This window comes from Synechococcus sp. HK05, assembly GCF_019104765.1.
In the GTDB taxonomy this organism is placed as follows: Bacteria; Cyanobacteriota; Cyanobacteriia; order PCC-6307; family Cyanobiaceae; genus Vulcanococcus.
Genome location: NZ_JAHRXJ010000003.1, coordinates 21,319 through 37,004, shown reverse-complemented (window position 1 = coordinate 37,004; position 15,686 = coordinate 21,319). Strand labels below are relative to the sequence as shown.

Here is a 15,686-nt window from a genome sequence, read left to right as displayed (position 1 = left end):
CTGGGCTTATCAGGCTCTGAGCAACCTGATCGAGCGCTACGGCTGTGTGGCCGGCTACCCCAACGGCACCTACCGCGGCAGCCGTGCGATGACCCGCTTTGAAGCGGCCGCCCTGCTGAACGCTTGCCTCGACCGGATCACTGAAGTGACCGACGAGCTAAAGCGCCTGATGAAGGAGTTCGAAAAGGAACTCGCCGTACTGAAGGGCCGCGTGGATGGCCTCGAGGCCAAGGTTGCTGAGCTGGAAGCCACCCAGTTCTCCACCACCACCAAGCTGAAGGGTATTGCCACCTTCGTGCTGGGCGGTAACGCCTACGGCGGTAGCAACAGCCGCATCGTTGACGATGCCAAGGCCGGCACTGGTGCTGCCGCCTTTGCTTATGACGTTCGTCTGAACTTCGACACCAGCTTCACCGGTAAGGACCTGCTGCGCACCACCCTGCGTGCCGGTAACTTTGGAGCCTCTCCTTGGAGCGGTCAGCCTGTTGGCGCTAACGGCGCCAACACCGCTCTGAACGCTCTGGAAGTGGCCTTCCAGGAAGGTGAAGTTCCCGGTGGTAACACCGTAGGCATCAACCGCCTCTTCTACCAGTTCCCCGTTGGCGATAAAGTCACCGTTACCTTCGGTGGCCGTGTCCGTCAGGACGACATGCTGGCTATGTGGCCCAGCGTGTATCCCGCTGACACCGTCCTCGACGTCTTCACCTATGCCGGCTCCCCTGGTACCTACAGCCTGAACCTGGGTGCTGGTGCTGGTGTGTGGTACCAGGACAACGGTTGGAGCTTCAGCCTCAACTACGTGTCTTCTAACGCTCAGATTGGTGATCCCAACGAGGGTGGCATCGGTACCGATGGTGCCAACCAGACCTTCACCGCTCAGATTGGCTACGCGGGTAACAACTTCGGAGCAGCTGTTGCTTACAACTACGGCAACGGTGTAGGCCCTGCCTCTGGTACCCCCGCCTCCGTTCTTCTGGGTGTGGCTTCCGGCAGCAACAACTCTGTTGCAGTGAGCGCCTATTGGCAGCCCTCTGAGAGCGGCTTTATCCCCTCCATCAGTGCTGGCTGGGGCATCACCGGTTACAGCACCGATGACAACGCCTTCGACTTCGACGGCGCGACTGCCAACAGCTGGTATGTCGGTCTTCAGTGGGACGACGCTTTCATCAAGGGCAACGCCCTGGGTATGGCTCTGGGTCAGCCCACCTTCCTGACCGCCTGCGGCAACCTCAACAAGGGCCGCAATGCGATCTGCGGCGACTCGCCCAAGGACGGCAACTGGGCTTGGGAATGGTGGTACAAGTTCCAGGTCACCGACAACATCAGCGTGACCCCCGCCCTTTACTACCTCTCCAACCCCCTGGGTCACCTCGGTTGGCTGGACAACGGTCGTAAGAACGACAGCGCTCCTCTCAACAACTTCGGTGGTATCGTCAAGACCACCTTCAAGTTCTGATCGTTTGATCTCAAACAGAGCTCGTTTCTCACACTTTTCGAGCTCTTTCCTCACACAGTCCTCATTCCTCGTGATCAGCCCTGGCTTCGGCCAGGGCTTTTTTCTTGTCAAGCCATCATCAGGAGTTGTAGCGCAGGGCACATCTGATGGTGTTCCGCACCGGTTTTGCGGTGTCATCTCACCGGTAACGTCGGCCCATTCCTGTGCCTTGGTTCAGGAATTCCCTCAATTGGTGTGAGGACCATGAAACTGTTCCAGAAGCTTCTTCTGGCACCTGCTGCCCTGGGCCTGATGGCTCCCGTGGCTGCATCTGCCTCTGAACTCAACATCGCTGGCGTCAGCCAGTACGGCTCTGAGGAGCAGGTGACTTCGATCACCCAGTTCTCCGATGTGCAGCCCACCGACTGGGCTTATCAGGCTCTGAGCAACCTGATCGAGCGCTACGGCTGTGTGGCCGGCTACCCCAACGGCACCTACCGCGGCAGCCGTGCGATGACCCGTTTTGAAGCGGCCGCCCTGCTGAACGCTTGCCTCGACCGGATCACTGAAGTGACCGACGAGCTGAAGCGCCTGATGAAGGAGTTCGAAAAGGAACTCGCCGTTCTGAAGGGCCGCGTGGATGGCCTCGAGGCCAAGGTTGCTGAGCTGGAAGCCACCCAGTTCTCCACCACCACCAAGCTCAAGGGTGAAGCCACCTTTGACATCGGTGCCTACACCTACGGCGGTTCGGCCAAGAACGGCAACACCGGCCCCGGCCTGGATGGTGAGAGCCTGCTCGACGCCATGGTGTTCAACTACCAAGTTCGTCTGAACTTCGACACCAGCTTCACCGGTAAGGACCTGCTGCGCACCCGTCTGCGCGCCGGTAACTACGCCAACTCAGCCTTTGACGGCGGTCAGTACCGCTCCACCAAGCTCGATAAGTCGTTCGAGTCTGAGGCTGGACCCAATGTGGTCGACATTGACCGTCTGTACTACACCTTCCCGGTCGGTAACGAACTGAAGGCGACCCTTGGTGCTCGTGTTCGTAACACCGAGATGCTGGCGATCACTCCCTCCGCCTACAAGTCGTACATCACCGACTTCCTCTACGGCACCTACGGCACCTCCGGTACCTACAACAAGGAAACCGGCTCTGGTGTGGGTCTGGTTTGGAAGCAAAAGGTGAAGAAGGGTAATCCCTATCTTGCCGCTGCTGTGAACTATGTGGCGAAGAACGCTCAGAAAGGCAACCCTGACGAGGGCGGCATCATGACCGATAACTCGGCTGGATCCTTCCTGGCTCAGCTCGGTGGTGCTGGTAAGGGTTGGGCCCTGACCGGTGCTTATCGCTACGGCCAGTGCGGCACCAACATTCGCTCTGGCACGCAGTACACCTACGACAACTCCAAGACCAAGTGTGCTGAACTTGGCAGCAGCGCTGCCACCAATAGCTTCGCTATCAACGGTTACTGGCAGCCCTCTGAGAGCGGCTGGGTGCCTTCCATCAGTGCCGGCTGGGGGATCACCACCTTCACCGATGGATACGAAGTAGCCATCAACACCAAGAACGCTCAGTCCTGGATGGTGGGCCTGCAGTGGGATGACGTCTTTGTCGACGGCAACTCTGCTGGTATGGGTGTGGGTCAGTCGCCCTTCACCACCTCCACCTTCGACGGCAGCACCCCCTACGACGGCAACTACGCCTGGGAGTGGTGGTACAACTTCCAAGTCACCGACAACATCAGCGTGACACCCGCTCTGATCTACCTGAGCCGCCCCGCTGGTCAGAACACCCCCAAAGGCGAAACCTTCAACGCCTTCGGTGGCCTGGTTCAGGTGGGCTTCAAGTTCTGATCGTCTGATCCGCTCACTCCTCACGCGCGTCCTCGCGCACACTCACACACCAAAAACTCAAGCCTCCCGCTTCGGCGGGGGGCTTTTTTGTGGCCACGCTTCAGGCCGGGTACCGGTGCCCGTTCTCGGGCGCGAGGATGTGGCTTGCCTTTGCCTGCTCTTGCCCAGGTCTTCTTCTGCTCGCGACCCGTATCAGGTACTTGGGGTGGCCGCCTCGGCCAGTGGGGCTGAGATCAAGGCTGCCTACCGCGCTCTGGTGAAGCAGCACCACCCTGATGCGGGGGGGGACGAGCATCGAATCCTGGAGCTCAATGCGGCCTGGGAAGTGCTGGGCGATGCCGAAAGGCGTGCTGCCCATGACCGCGCCCATCCCCTCACAACAGCAGGCTCCGCCCGCTCGGCACGCTCCGCCGCCGCAGGCCGCGCTGCCCGCAAGGCCACAGCCCAGGCTGCCCGCGGCGATGCCGAGCTGCTCGCTTGGCTGCAGACGGTATACGCCCCGATCGATCGCCTGCTGGCCCAGGTGATCAATCCCTTCCCGGCCCAGCTGCGCGCCCTCTCCGCCGATCCCTACGACGATCAGCTGATGGAAAGCTTCTGCACCTTCCTTGAGCAGAGCCAGGCGAAGCTGGAGAAGGTGGACGCGCTGTATCGCTCGATGGCGGCCCCCGCCTCAGCCCAGGGCTTCAGCCTGAGCGTGTATCACTGCCTCTCCCAGGTGCAAGACGCGCTTACGGAACTGGAGCGATACACCATGGGCTACGTGGATAGCTACCTCCGCGACGGCCGCGAGATGCTGCGCGAAGCCAAGCAACGCCGCACGCGCCTGCAGGAGGAGCGGCGGCGTTTGGAGATCTAGACGCTCTCCAGCTGATCCGTCCGCAGCCACACATCCGGCACCGGCCTGCGGAAGCGGAGCTGGGCGTAATCGCCTTTGATCACCAGCACCTCGGCGGGGCCTTCAAAGATGTAAGCGGGCGCCACGGTGTCGCTCGCCTGCGCTTCGAGGCTATTGGCGTAAGCGCTGCGGTTCACCTTCACCAGACTGCCCTTCTTGATGGTGCTCTTGGCGGCGGCTTCGGGTGCTGCCGCGGGCGTTTCAGCCATGGCGTTGTGGCGTGCTCCCAGGCAGGCTAGAGCCCGCTCCTCGCTCCTGGTTTTGTGCCCCCCAGCCTGGCTCTGCTGCTGGTGCTCTTCGGCGGCCTGCTGCTGCTCGCCCTCTTCCTCGACGACATCGCCTCCCAGATCCGCATGCCCGGCATCCTGCTGGTGCTGGTGCTCGGTTTGCTGATCGACAACAACATCAACGCCGGACCCGATCAGCCGGCGGCGTTGCTCAACCTGGCCCAGGCCGATCAGTTGGCCCAGGTGGCGTTGGTGTTGGTGCTGTTTTTCGGGGGGCTTGCGGCCAACTGGCAGCAGATGCGGCAGGTGCTCGTGCCCTCGATACGGCTGGCCACCCTTGGTTCCCTGCTCACGGCCGGAGCGTTGGCCCTTGTGGTGGCGCTCACTCAGCACCTTCCGTGGCGGCATCACCCGTTGGGGGTGGCAGGCGCCCTGTTCATCGGCGCGATGTTTTGCAGCACCGATGCTTCCGCCGTGCTGAGCCTGCTCAGGCCGCTGCGGCAGCGCCTGCCTCAGCGCCTGCTTGATCTGCTCGAGTGCGAATCGGGCTTCAATGACCCCATCGCGGTGGTGCTGGCCGGCTTGGCGATTGCGCTGCCCCACAGCCACGACACAGCCATTGCTCCCCTGCTCGTGGAGGTGGTGCGGCAGTTCTTGTTGGGGGCCTTTGTGGGTTTTCTGGGCGGTAAGGCCGCTGTGCTGCTGCTGGGCCGCCGCCGCCAGCGCCTCAACCTCAGCCAGGTCACGGTGATGGCCCTGGCGGCGCTGATGCTGATCGCAGGCGGCAGCAGCCTGGTGGGTGCAAGTCCCCTGCTCGCGGCTTATGTGATGGGTCTGGTGCTCGGCAATAGCGAGGAGGTGGATCAAGAGCAGCTGGAGGCCAGTCAGGCCGGCTTTGCCAAGTTGGCGGAATTGATGCTGTTTCTCTGCCTGGGCCTGGTGGTGCAACCCACCGATGTGGTGGAGCTACTGCCCACGGCGCTGGTGCTCCTGTTGGTGCTGCTGCTGGTGCGTTGGTTGGTGGTGGAGCTGTTGCTGCTGCGCTCGGGCTTCAGCCGAGCTGATTGCCAGTTCACGGCATTGGCGGGCTTGCGCGGGGCGGTGCCGGTGGCTATCGCCCTCCAGGCCGCCGCTTCTGATCTGCCCTGGGGTGATGCGATGCCCGCCTTTGCGCTGGCGGTGGTGCTGCTGGGCCTGGTGCTGCAGGGCTCGCTGCTCAGCCCCCTGGCGCGGCGCCTCGGCCTGGTGGGCAGCGCCCATCCCTAGCGTTGGCCGGTGATCGTGAGCTGAGCGCGTGCGGATTCTGTTGGTGGGCTGCAGCGGCTTTGTGGGCCGCGCCCTGGTGCCCCAGTTGCTGGAGGGCGGCCACAGCCTCACCCTGGTGAGCCGTGCCCCGCAACCGCTGCCTGCTGTGCAGCATCCGCAGCTGCAGCGGCTCCAGGCTGATCCCTCCAACCCCGCCAGCTGGCAGCAACCGCCTTTGCAGCAGGCCCTCGCCAAGGCTGAGGCGGTGGTGAACCTGGCTGGTGAGCCGATCGCCGAGAAGCGCTGGACGCCGCAGCACCTGCAGCTGCTCCACCGCAGCCGCATCGACACCACCCGTGCCCTGGTGGCGGCCATGGCCGCTCTGCCGGAGGAGCAGCGTCCAGGCGTGCTGATCAATGGCTCGGCCATCGGCTACTACGGCACCAGCACCAGCCAGGAGTTCAGCGAATCCAGCCCCGCAGGCACCGATGTGCTCGGCCGGCTGTGTGTGGCCTGGGAGCAGGAAGCTCAGGCCGCAGCAGCCTTCTGCCGCGTGGTGATCCTGCGCATCGGCATTGTGCTCGGCGGCGATGGCGGTGCCCTCGGCAAGATGCTGCCGGTGTTCCGCATGGGCTTCGGCGGGCCCATCGGCGATGGCCAGCAGTGGATGAGCTGGATCGCCCGCCCCGACCTCTGCCAGCTGATCAGCACCGCCCTCGCCGATGGCGCCTACAGCGGTGTGTACAACGCTGTGGCGCCGCAGCCTTGCAGCATGGCCTCCTTCGCTGCCGCCCTGGGCCGTTGCCTCGGGCGCCCCAGCCTGCTGCCGGTGCCAGGGCCCCTGCTGCAGCTGTTGCTGGGCGATGGCGCCAAGGTGGTGCTGGAGGGCCAGAAGGTGCTGCCCAAGCGCCTGGAGCAGCAAGGCTTTTCCTTCCGCTACGGCGAGCTCAGCGCTGCACTCGCTTCTGCCACCAGTTGAGCGCCCAGCCGAGCACACCGCTGAGAATCGCGGCCCCCATCAGTAGCCCGATCGCCGGGGTAAACAGCGGCTCCCACAGCCGCTGAAACCAATCCAGCGGTGTCTCGATGCCGCGGCTGTGGCAGAGCACGGCCACGCCAAACCAGATCGCCCCGGCGATCACCACAAACACATCCACCACCAGCAGGGTGTCGATCCAGCCCTTCAGGCGTTGGCCGAGGGGGATGCTGCTGGCGGTGGGTTCAGCCATCCAGGCGGGTGTTCAGATCGGCGGCCATCCTGGCGGCACCACCGCCGCTGCCGATGCGTTCGCGCCCGAGTTGTTGCAGCGCGGCCCGCCAGCTGGAATCTTGAAGCAGTCGCTCCAGCAGCTGCTCCAGCAGTTCGGCCGTGGCATCGAGCTGCGCATCGCTGCCCGGTTCGCCTCCGGCACAGAACAGGCCTGGCCCCAGCAGCCGGCGTTGGGCCTCGGCGAAATTTGCGGTGAATTGGGGGCCCTCGCCCACCAGCTGCAGCACCGGTTTTCCCAGCCCCACGCATTGCTCAGCGGCGGTGCCGGTCATGGAAAGCAGCAGGTCGCACTGCTGCACCACAGCCGCAAAGCGGCCCCACTCCAACTGCAAGAGCAGCGGGCCCCGCTGCAGGCAGCAGCGTTCCTCGCCCTCCAGTTGCAGCTTCCAGCCCAGCCGGCTGGCCAATGGCGCCACCTCTTGCGGCGTGAGTTTGCCCACCAAGGCGGCATGGAGCCCCAGGCGCTGCGCAGGCCTGAGGGCTTCCGGCAGGCGCTCCAACACCCGCAGCATCAGCTCGAGGTTGTGCAGCGCTTCCGGCAGACGGCTGCCCGGCAGCAGGCCGAGCCGTTGCTGGGGTGCACCTTGCAGCCGCTCGCTGGGGGTCAGGGCCCCATCAAAAAAGGGATTGCCCAGAAAATACACCGGTCGCTGCAGCTGGCCGGTGAGGTCGGCGGCGGTGAGGGCGTCGCGGCTGTAGATCGCCCGGGTGCATCGCCCGCGCAGGCACGGGGCACTAGGCCAGGGCAGGCGAAGCTTGCCTTCGTAGTGGCTGGAGTAGGCCACGAGATACACCGCTTGGGGGCGCCGGCTCAACCATGCCGCCACCACTGGGATCACATCGCCCACCACCACGATCAGCTGGTAGCGGCGGGCGATGCGGAGCAGCAGCAGCAGCCGGCTGAGCAGATAGAGGATCTGCCCTTGCACCACCTCGGTGATGCGGCCCAGCAGGCTCGTGTAGCCCAGCCCGCCGGTGCTGTATTCACGGGTGCGCCCCCGCACACGGATCCCCGCCTGGCTGTAGGCGCGGCCATGGCCCACCAGAGGCAGCGCTTCTACCGCCAGGCCTCGCTGTTGCAGGGCTTGGCCGATCAGGGCGCCGCTGAGGTCTTCGCCATGGCCGTTGCTCAGCAGCAGGATCGGCCTTGGATCGCTGCTGGGTGGGTTCAACCCTTGAGCCAAGCCTGCACCTTCTGCAGGGCCTGCCAGTCGGGGCGGCGGGCCAGGCCATCCGCAATCGAGCCATCCAGCTCTTCGGCCAGTTCCGGTGCCATCGCCCGCACGCGCAGCACCCACTCGATGTGTTCGCGCACGCCTTTGGCGTTGGTTTCCAGCATCGCCAGGCTGAGGTTGATCCGCGCCTGGGGGTCCTGGGGATTGAGCTTCACGGCGTTGCGGGCCGAGCGCAGGGCCACCTGGGGCTGGTTATCGAGCAGTTGCAGCCAGGCCAGGCAGGTCCAGCCCGCCGAAAGCCGCGGCTCCTGCTGGGTGATGGTGAGGAAGCTGTCGATCACCTCCGGCAGAGGCGCGCCTTCCTGGTAGCGCTGCAGGGCCTGCTCAAACAGCGAGGGGGCTTCAGCAACGGCGTCGGTCATGGGGTGGCAGCGGGCCTGGTCGTGCCCTCAGGTTCGCACCCGGGGGGACTGGCCATCGCTCACACCGCAAACGAGCTGCCACAGCCGCAGGTTTGGGTGGCGTTGGGGTTGGTGAAGTTGAAGCCTCCGCCGATCAGGGCGCTGGAGAAATCCAGCTGCATGCCATAGATGTAGAGGAGGCTCTTGGGATCGCTCACCACCGTGAAGCTGGGGGCGCCGGCGGGCTCGTAGATGTAGCGCTCATCGTCGGCCTGGATGTCGGCCGCATCGATGAAATCCATCGTGTAGCTCATGCCGCTGCAGCCGCCGGAGCGCACGCCTACCCGCAGCACCTTGCCCTCGCCCTGGGCTGGCAGCAGCGTCGCCAGCTGCTTCATCGCCGATTCGGTGATCAGGATCCCTTTGCCGTCGCGGCCGGTGTGGGTGGCCTGCGCGGGTTGAGCGGCGACGGGTGTAGTAGCGGTCTCGCTGGTCATCGAAAGGCCCTGGCCTGATGCACCCATCGTATGGAGCGCAACCCACACCTGCCGCCGCGTAGGGCGTCTCCATAGAGTCGTGCCCATTCAGTGGGAGCAGCAGGGTGCGCGTCGCCATCGTGGGTTCGGGGTTGGCCGGGTTGGCGGCGGCGGTGGATCTGGTGGATGCCGGCCATCAGGTTGATCTCTATGAGGCCCGGCCGTTCATGGGCGGCAAGGTGGGCAGCTGGGTGGATGAAGGCGGCAACCACATCGAGATGGGGCTGCACGTGTTCTTCTTCAACTACGCCAACCTTTTTGCCCTGCTGCGCAAGGTGGGAGCGATCGACAACCTGCTCCCCAAAGACCACACCCACCTGTTTGTGAACGCCGGCGGCGACCTGCGTGAGCTCGATTTCCGCTTCGCCCTCGGCGCGCCCTTCAACGGCCTCAAGGCCTTCTTCACCACCCCCCAGCTCGACTGGCTCGACAAGCTGCGCAACGCCCTGGCCCTGGGCACCAGCCCGATTGTGCGCGGCCTGGTGGATTACGAGGGGGCGATGAAGGTGATTCGCGATCTCGATCGCATCAGCTTCCAGCAGTGGTTCCTCGGCCACGGCGGCAGCGAGCAGAGCATCAAGCGGATGTGGAATCCGATTGCCTACGCCCTCGGCTTCATCGACTGCGAGGCGATTTCGGCCCGCTGCATGCTCACCATCTTCATGATGTTTGCGGCCAAAACAGAAGCCTCCAAGCTCAACCTGCTCAAGGGTTCGCCGCATCGCTGGCTCACCGGCCCGATCCTCGAGTACATCCAGGAGCGCGGCGGCAAGCTGCACCTGCGCCACCGCGTGACGGAGGTGGTGTTTGAAGAAGGGGCAGCGGGCGCGGATGGCCTGCCTTCCACCCAGGTGAGTGCCCTCAAGCTCGGCACCCCCGATGGCGACATCGAAGTGAAAGCCGATGCCTATCTGGCGGCCTGTGATGTGCCCGGCATCCAGCGGATGATTCCCGAGTCCTGGCGCCGCTGGCCCCTGTTCGACAACCTCTACAAGCTCGAGGCCGTGCCGGTTGCCACTGTGCAACTTCGCTACGACGGCTGGGTGACCGAACTGGGCGACGGTGCCCTGGAAGAAGCGGCCCGCCGCGATGTGGAGCGCCCCGCCGGCCTCGACAACCTCCTCTACACCGCTGACGCCGACTTCAGCTGCTTCGCTGATCTGGCCCTGGCCAGCCCGGTGGACTACCGCAAGGAGGGCGTGGGCTCGTTGCTGCAGTGCGTGCTCACCCCTGGTGATCCCTGGATCCCCAAGAAAACCGAGGAGATCGTGGCCGCCACCGACGAGCAGGTGCGGCGCCTGTTCCCCTCCGCCCGCAACCTCAAACTGGTGTGGAGCAACGTGGTGAAGCTGGCCCAGTCGCTCTACCGCGAAGCACCGGGCATGGAGCCCTATCGCCCGGATCAGGCCACACCGGTGGGCAACTTCTTCCTGGCCGGCAGCTACACGAAGCAGGACTACATCGATTCGATGGAAGGCGCCACCATGAGTGGACGACTTGCGGCCGCCGCCATCCTGGGCAGGACGGCCGAGCTGGCTACCAATGCGGCTGTGGCTTGATCACTGCAGCCTGATCACCCCTTCGCTTGATTCCCATGGGCCGTTGGCTTGAACACAGCGTCACCACGGAGGTGAAGGCCTCAGCTGAGCGGGTATGGCAGGTGTGGAGCGATCTCGAGGCGATGCCTCGCTGGATGAACTGGATCGAATCGGTGGTCACCGAACCCGGCGATCCCGATCTCACCGACTGGACCCTGGCGGCTCAAGGCTTCCGCTTCCACTGGAAAGCGCGCATCACCCAGCGTGTGGAGGCTCAGCAGCTGCACTGGGAGTCGGTGGGTGGCCTGCCCACCAAAGGCGCCGTGCGCTTCTATCCCCAGGGGCCAGATCTCACCGCCGTGAAGCTCACGGTGAGCTACGAGCTGCCGGGGGTGTTGGCACCCTTGATGGAACCCTCCATCCTGGGGGGGATCGTGACCAAGGAGCTCCAGGCCAATCTGGATCGCTTCCGCGATCTCGTGCAAAGCGGGTATGGCCAACAGCAGGGATGACGCATCCGATTCTCGACGCTTGATGAGCGGCTGTGGCTCCTGGTGGGGCTGGATCGTTGCCCTGGCATTGTTGCCCGCCCTGACCGCTTGCGGTTCGAGCTCCGGGCCCGAGAGCATCAGCCTGTCTTCGCCCCCCTCTAAGCCGGCCGCGGGAAACCCGGTTAACGCCACCCCGCGGCCTGCCGCTGGCTTTACGCCGCTGCCCACGCCGCAGCAGGTGATCAGCGAGGTGGGCGTGGGTCGTGTGGATCCTTTCGCGCCGCTGCCTCCGTCCTCAGGCGAAGCTCCACCAGTGCTGCCCGAGGGCTTGAAATTCAGCGGCGTGATTCTCGCCAGCGGGCATGCTCAGGCTTTGGTTCAGTTCCAGGGCAATGCCGGCTCCCTAGTGGTGGGTGATCAGGGCGGTCGCACCACCGATCTCCTGCCACAGGCTTGGAAGGTGGCGGCCGTCGATGTTGCTCAGGGGCGCTTGACCCTTGCGACAGGACCTGAGCCCAGCAGCCCCAAGATCACCCTGGAGCTCTGAGCGGCCGCCCCGCCAACGCCTGAGCGCAGGCCGTCACCAGGCCGTCGAGGTCGTGGGGATCGGCTTCCGCGTCGACGCGGCCCAGCTGGGCGCGGCAGGTGTGGCTGGTTTGTGGCCCGATCGACACCAAGGCCACCCCGTTGAGTTGCTGCGACCAGTCCGCGCCGAACTGCTGTTCCAGCAGCTGGGCGGTGTGTTGCACGGTTTTCCCACTGCTGAAGGTGATGGCGTCCACGCTGCCTGCGGCCAGGGCGGCGGCGGTGGCTGGCGGCAGCGATGCGGGGCAGCGGGATTCGTAGGCGGCCACCTCCACCACCCGAGCGCCCGCTTCACCGAAGGCTTCAGCCAGCACGGTGCGCCCGCCGCTCTGCACCCGCGGCAGCAGCAGCCGCAGCCCCCAGCCCGACACCGGGAAGTGATCGATCAGGCTGTCGGCCACAAACTGTGGTGGCACGAAATCCGCGGGCGCCCCCAGCGCTTCGAGGCGGGCGGCGGTTTTGCGGCCCACGGCGGCGATCTTCAGGCTCTGGGGCCGGCGGGCCAGGCTGCCGCCCAGCCGTTGTAGCCGCTGCTCCACCGCATCCACACCGTTGCTGCTCGACACCACCAGCCAGTGGAATTCATCGAGCTCGGCCAGGGCGTCGTCGAGCGGGCCCCATTCATCCGGCGGCCCGATCACCAGCGCCGGCAGATCCAGCACCGCGGCCTCGGCCTGCTCAAACAGGCGCCGCGCTTCGCCCAGCTGCTGCTCGGCGCGGGTCACGGCAATGGTGCGGCCCTTCAGAGGGGCGGAGTTCGGCATCGGGATCAGCCCTCCAGCTTCACCATCGCCCCGGCCTGCTGGCGCAGCTGGGCGGCTTCAGCGCTGCGGCCCTGCTGCCCCAGCAGCTCGATCGCCTGTCGGAAGCTGTTGCGGGCACCGTCGATATCGCCGCCGAGCAGCAGGGCTACCGCCAAGTTCTGATGGGTTTCAGGGTGCTCGGGCTGCAGCCGCCGCGCCTCCCGGTAGGCCTCCAGGGCACCGGCGATGTCGCCCAGGCGGCGGCGGATCAGGCCGAGGTTGTACCAGCCCAGGCTGATCTCAGGGGCCGCGGCGGTGGCGCGCTGGCAGAGCGTTTCGGCCTCCTGCGCCTGGCCCTGCTGGAGCAGGAGGGCCGCCAGGTTGAGCCGGGCGGCGAGGCTTAGGCGGGCTGCCAGCGGCAGCGCCAGGGCTTCGCGATAGAGGGCGACTGCCGCGGCGGGATCGCGCGGCGCTTCCGCTAGGGCCAGGTGCAGCAGCAGCTCGTAGCGCTCAGGGTGGGCGCCTGCCGGGCACTGCTCCAGCCCCTGACGCAGCAGCGCTGTGCCGCGTTCCAGGTTGCCTTCGGCCACCTCCAGGCTGCCGAGCTTGGCGCAGGCGTAAGGATCACCGGGGCGCTCCAGCAGTTCGGCTTCCATCGCTTCGCGCAGCCGCTGCGGCTTGTTGCCCTGGGCCAGCAGCTCCGGCCGGTAGCCGTCGTGCAGCAGAGCAGGTTCGGGGCAGTCGGCGATGCGCCAATGGCTCTCCTGCTGGAGCAGTTCCGCCACGCTGTCGTCCACCATCGAGTGGTAGGCGCGGCTCCAGCGGATCGCTGGGTGACGCCGGAACAGGCGGCTCACATTCGAGTAGGGGGATTGCACGGCCCCGCGCTCGTGGCGCAGCAGGTTGACCAGCAGCACATCCGGCTGGGCCATCAGGGCCCGCAGCGGCGCCATCGCCTCGGGCCGCAGGCGCTCATCGGCATCGAGCACCAGCACCCAGTCGCCGCTCACCCACTGCAGGGCCTGGTTGCGGGCTGGGGCAAAGTCGCCCGGCCATTCGATCTGCTCCACGCGCGCGCCCATCGCCTGTGCCAGGGCCGGTGTGTTGTCGGTGGAGCCGGTGTCCACCACCACCATCTCGTCGACGAAGCCCTGCACCGAACGCAGGCAGTCTTCGATCTGTGCTGCTTCATCGCGCACGATCATCGAGAGGCTGAGCATGGCGGCGGTGCAGGCGGCCTGAGGTTAGTGGCAGGTCGCTGCGGTGTAACGGCTCAGTCGGTGAAGCCGCCTTCCAGGGCCGCGGCGCCGAGGCCCAGGCGCTCCAAGACGGCCGCCTGGGCCTGGGGCATCTGGCCCGGGCTGTAGGCCGCCGGCAGCTCCGGCGGCAGCAGCGCCCGCAGCTGCTCCCAGAGATAGGGGCTGCCGTACACCGCCAGGCCGGCCAAGCGGTTGGCCTCCAGCAGCTGCTGCACCACCTGGGGCCAGGGTTCATCGCCGCCGGCGCTGCCGCGGAAGGGATTGCCCCGCACCAGTAGTTGCAGCAGCACCGGGCCATCCCCCAGCCGCTCTAGGGCCAGGGGGGCTTCCGGGTTGCCGCTCCAGGGGCTGGGGCTGCGGCCATCAAGCACCACGGCGCCATAGCCCTGGGCGGCGGGCCGCAGCAGCGCCGGGGCCATCGCCGGCAGCTGGGGCGCATTGAGTTGGGTATCAAGCCGGATCAGGTTCACCCCGGGCGCAGCAGGCGCCACCGAACCGCCCTGGTGCTCCAGGCTCAGCGCCAGCAGCTCCTGGCTGAGCTGGCGCTCCTCCGGGTTCACCAGATCTCTCAGCTCCTGAACCACCGTCTCCAGGTGAGCCGCGGCGCTAGGGCCGCAGCGGGCCAGGGCCGCCTGGCGGCGCTCCAGGCTTTTTTGAACGCGGGCCAGGCTGATGCGTCCGCTGGCCACCGCCGCCTCCAGGCCATCAAGGGCTGCGCTGGCATCGGCCGGCATCAGGATCAGATCCGCACCGGCTTCAAAGGCCAGCACCGCCGCTTCCGCCGCGCCGTATTGCTGGGTGATCGCCTCCATCACCAGCGCATCGGTCACCACCAGCCCCTTGAAGCCGAGATCGCGCCGCAGCAGCGTTGTGAGTACCGCGGCCGAGAGGGTGGCGGGATGGGTGGTGTCGAAGGCGGGCAGCTGCAGATGGGCTGTCATCACGGAGGCCACATCCGCCGCGATGGCAGCGCGGAAGGGGGGCAGCTCCACCGCCTCCAGCCGCTCCCGGCTGTGGGGAATAAGGGGCAGCTCCAGGTGGGAGTCGGTGCTGGTGTCGCCATGGCCGGGGAAGTGCTTGGCGCAGGCCAGGACGCCTTCGCCCTGGCAGCCGCGCACAAAGGCCGCCGCCAGCGCACCGGCGCTCTCGGGTGTTTCTGCCCAGGCCCGCACATTGATCACCGGGTTGGCGGGGTTGTTGTTCACATCACACACGGGCCCCAGCACCCAGTTGAGCCCTACAAGCCGCGCCTGCCGGCCGCAGCAGCGCCCATAGCGCTCTGCCAGGGCCACAGCCCGCTGAGGATCGCGGCCATGCAGTCGCCCCAGGGCCAGGGGCGGCACCAGCCAACTCGCGCCCTCAAAGCGTTGGCCTACGCCCTCTTCCACATCGGCGCAGAGCAGCAGGGGCTGGTCGGCCCAGAACTGCAGCTGGGCGCAACGCAGGCGCAGATCTTCGCTGCTGCCCCCCAGCAGGATCACACCACCAACGCCGGCTTCCAGGAGCTGCTTCAGCTCAGCGTTGGTGAGCTCCCAGCGGGGATAGCGGCGCTGGCTGTCGCGGCTGAAGCCGCTGCCGCGCACCACCAGCAGCTGGGCCAGTTGGCGACGCCGCTCAGCTGAGGTCATCGTCTAGCTGGCCTGTGCCCTCAGGAATCTCGCCGCGCTCCTGCCGTTGCTCCTCCAGCTGGTTGAGCAGCCCGAGCACGGAGGTGCCCTTTTCAATGCCCCGATCGAGGTGGAAGATCACCTCCGGCGTGCGGCGCATGTTGAGGCGGCGCCCCAGTTCCCCTTTCACGTAACTCCCCGCTGAACGCAGACCGGCTAGCGCCTGTTGCTGCACCTCGGGACTGCCGTACACGCTCACGTAGATCTTGCAGTGCTGCAGATCACCTGCCACCTCCACGTTGGTGACGCTCACCATCCCGAGGCTGACGCGATCGTCTTTGATCCCGTTCACCAGCAGCTCGCTCACCTCGCGGCGGATGAGGGCCGCCACCCGTTCCACCCGCCTGCCCTGCGCCATG

At 66.1% G+C, this 15,686-nt stretch carries 17 protein-coding genes; 8 read left to right on the top strand and 9 right to left on the bottom strand.

Annotation, left to right across the window (positions count from 1 at the left end; genetic code table 11):
- From KUL97_RS03255 to KUL97_RS03245, 3 genes are all read left to right on the top strand, one after another.
- The coding region (locus KUL97_RS03255) for an iron uptake porin (protein WP_217795559.1) at nt 1–1,456 on the top strand (1,456 nt) is incomplete at its 5' end.
- Nucleotides 1,457–1,699: 243 nt separating this feature from the next.
- Entirely contained in the window at nt 1,700–3,292 is a 1,593-nt protein-coding gene (locus KUL97_RS03250; protein ID WP_217795558.1) for an iron uptake porin, read from the top strand.
- Between the two features lie 160 nt (nt 3,293–3,452).
- Nucleotides 3,453–4,151 (top strand): J domain-containing protein, encoded by a 699-nt coding sequence (locus KUL97_RS03245; RefSeq protein ID WP_217795557.1) that lies wholly within the window; start codon nt 3,453–3,455, stop codon nt 4,149–4,151.
- Here KUL97_RS03245 and KUL97_RS03240 read toward each other — a convergent pair.
- Nucleotides 4,148–4,399: an NAD(P)H-quinone oxidoreductase subunit O gene (locus tag KUL97_RS03240; protein ID WP_217795556.1), complete on the bottom strand. Its 252-nt coding sequence runs from the start codon at nt 4,397–4,399 to the stop codon at nt 4,148–4,150. The two genes, KUL97_RS03245 and KUL97_RS03240, sit on opposite strands and share 4 nt — an antisense overlap.
- 54 nt (nt 4,400–4,453) lie before the next feature.
- On the opposite strand from KUL97_RS03240, the gene KUL97_RS03235 reads away from it, so the two are divergent.
- The gene (locus KUL97_RS03235; protein ID WP_217795555.1) at nt 4,454–5,683 is read left to right on the top strand and encodes a cation:proton antiporter; all 1,230 of its coding nucleotides are present in this window, start codon (nt 4,454–4,456) and stop codon (nt 5,681–5,683) included.
- A gap of 28 nt (nt 5,684–5,711) precedes the next feature.
- Nucleotides 5,712–6,641 (top strand): TIGR01777 family oxidoreductase, encoded by a 930-nt coding sequence (locus KUL97_RS03230; protein WP_217795554.1) that lies wholly within the window; start codon nt 5,712–5,714, stop codon nt 6,639–6,641.
- On the opposite strand, the gene KUL97_RS03225 is transcribed toward KUL97_RS03230, so the two are convergent.
- Genes KUL97_RS03225 through KUL97_RS03210 form a run of 4 tightly spaced genes read right to left on the bottom strand, consistent with a single transcriptional unit; the run spans nt 6,610 to nt 9,005 of the window.
- Complete coding sequence (locus KUL97_RS03225) at nt 6,610–6,891, bottom strand: hypothetical protein (RefSeq protein WP_217795553.1); 282 nt, start codon at nt 6,889–6,891, stop codon at nt 6,610–6,612. The two genes, KUL97_RS03230 and KUL97_RS03225, sit on opposite strands and share 32 nt — an antisense overlap.
- On the bottom strand, nt 6,884–8,104 hold the full coding sequence (locus KUL97_RS03220; protein WP_217795552.1) for a lipid-A-disaccharide synthase-related protein: 1,221 nt from the start codon (nt 8,102–8,104) through the stop codon (nt 6,884–6,886). Before KUL97_RS03220 ends, KUL97_RS03225 begins: the two co-directional genes overlap by 8 nt.
- A complete protein-coding gene (locus tag KUL97_RS03215; protein ID WP_217795551.1) occupies nt 8,101–8,529 on the bottom strand; it encodes a hypothetical protein in 429 nt (142 codons plus the stop codon). The genes KUL97_RS03220 and KUL97_RS03215 overlap by 4 nt, the downstream gene beginning before the upstream one ends.
- 59 nt (nt 8,530–8,588) lie before the next feature.
- Entirely contained in the window at nt 8,589–9,005 is a 417-nt protein-coding gene (locus KUL97_RS03210) for an iron-sulfur cluster assembly accessory protein (RefSeq protein WP_217795550.1), read from the bottom strand.
- A 104-nt stretch (nt 9,006–9,109) separates the two neighbouring features.
- Here KUL97_RS03210 and zds point away from each other — a divergent pair, with 104 nt between their 5' ends.
- From zds to KUL97_RS03195, 3 genes are read left to right on the top strand one after another with little or no spacing between them, the layout of a single operon-like run.
- A complete protein-coding gene (gene zds, locus KUL97_RS03205; RefSeq protein ID WP_217795549.1) occupies nt 9,110–10,603 on the top strand; it encodes a 9,9'-di-cis-zeta-carotene desaturase in 1,494 nt (497 codons plus the stop codon).
- Between the two features lie 35 nt (nt 10,604–10,638).
- The gene (locus KUL97_RS03200; RefSeq protein WP_217795548.1) at nt 10,639–11,094 is read left to right on the top strand and encodes an SRPBCC family protein; all 456 of its coding nucleotides are present in this window, start codon (nt 10,639–10,641) and stop codon (nt 11,092–11,094) included.
- Between the two features lie 22 nt (nt 11,095–11,116).
- On the top strand, nt 11,117–11,620 hold the full coding sequence (locus tag KUL97_RS03195) for a hypothetical protein (protein WP_217795547.1): 504 nt from the start codon (nt 11,117–11,119) through the stop codon (nt 11,618–11,620).
- Here KUL97_RS03195 and KUL97_RS03190 read toward each other — a convergent pair.
- From KUL97_RS03190 to rbfA, 4 genes are read right to left on the bottom strand one after another with little or no spacing between them, the layout of a single operon-like run.
- On the bottom strand, nt 11,604–12,422 hold the full coding sequence (locus tag KUL97_RS03190) for a uroporphyrinogen-III synthase (protein ID WP_217795546.1): 819 nt from the start codon (nt 12,420–12,422) through the stop codon (nt 11,604–11,606). The two genes, KUL97_RS03195 and KUL97_RS03190, sit on opposite strands and share 17 nt — an antisense overlap.
- 5 nt (nt 12,423–12,427) lie before the next feature.
- Complete coding sequence (locus KUL97_RS03185; RefSeq protein ID WP_217795545.1) at nt 12,428–13,621, bottom strand: glycosyltransferase; 1,194 nt, start codon at nt 13,619–13,621, stop codon at nt 12,428–12,430.
- A gap of 53 nt (nt 13,622–13,674) precedes the next feature.
- A complete protein-coding gene (locus tag KUL97_RS03180; protein WP_217795544.1) occupies nt 13,675–15,288 on the bottom strand; it encodes a glycoside hydrolase family 3 N-terminal domain-containing protein in 1,614 nt (537 codons plus the stop codon).
- Nucleotides 15,275–15,685, bottom strand: a complete 411-nt coding sequence (gene rbfA, locus KUL97_RS03175; protein WP_217795543.1) for a 30S ribosome-binding factor RbfA — start codon at nt 15,683–15,685, stop codon at nt 15,275–15,277. The genes KUL97_RS03180 and rbfA overlap by 14 nt, the downstream gene beginning before the upstream one ends.
- Nucleotide 15,686: the final 1 nt, after the last annotated feature.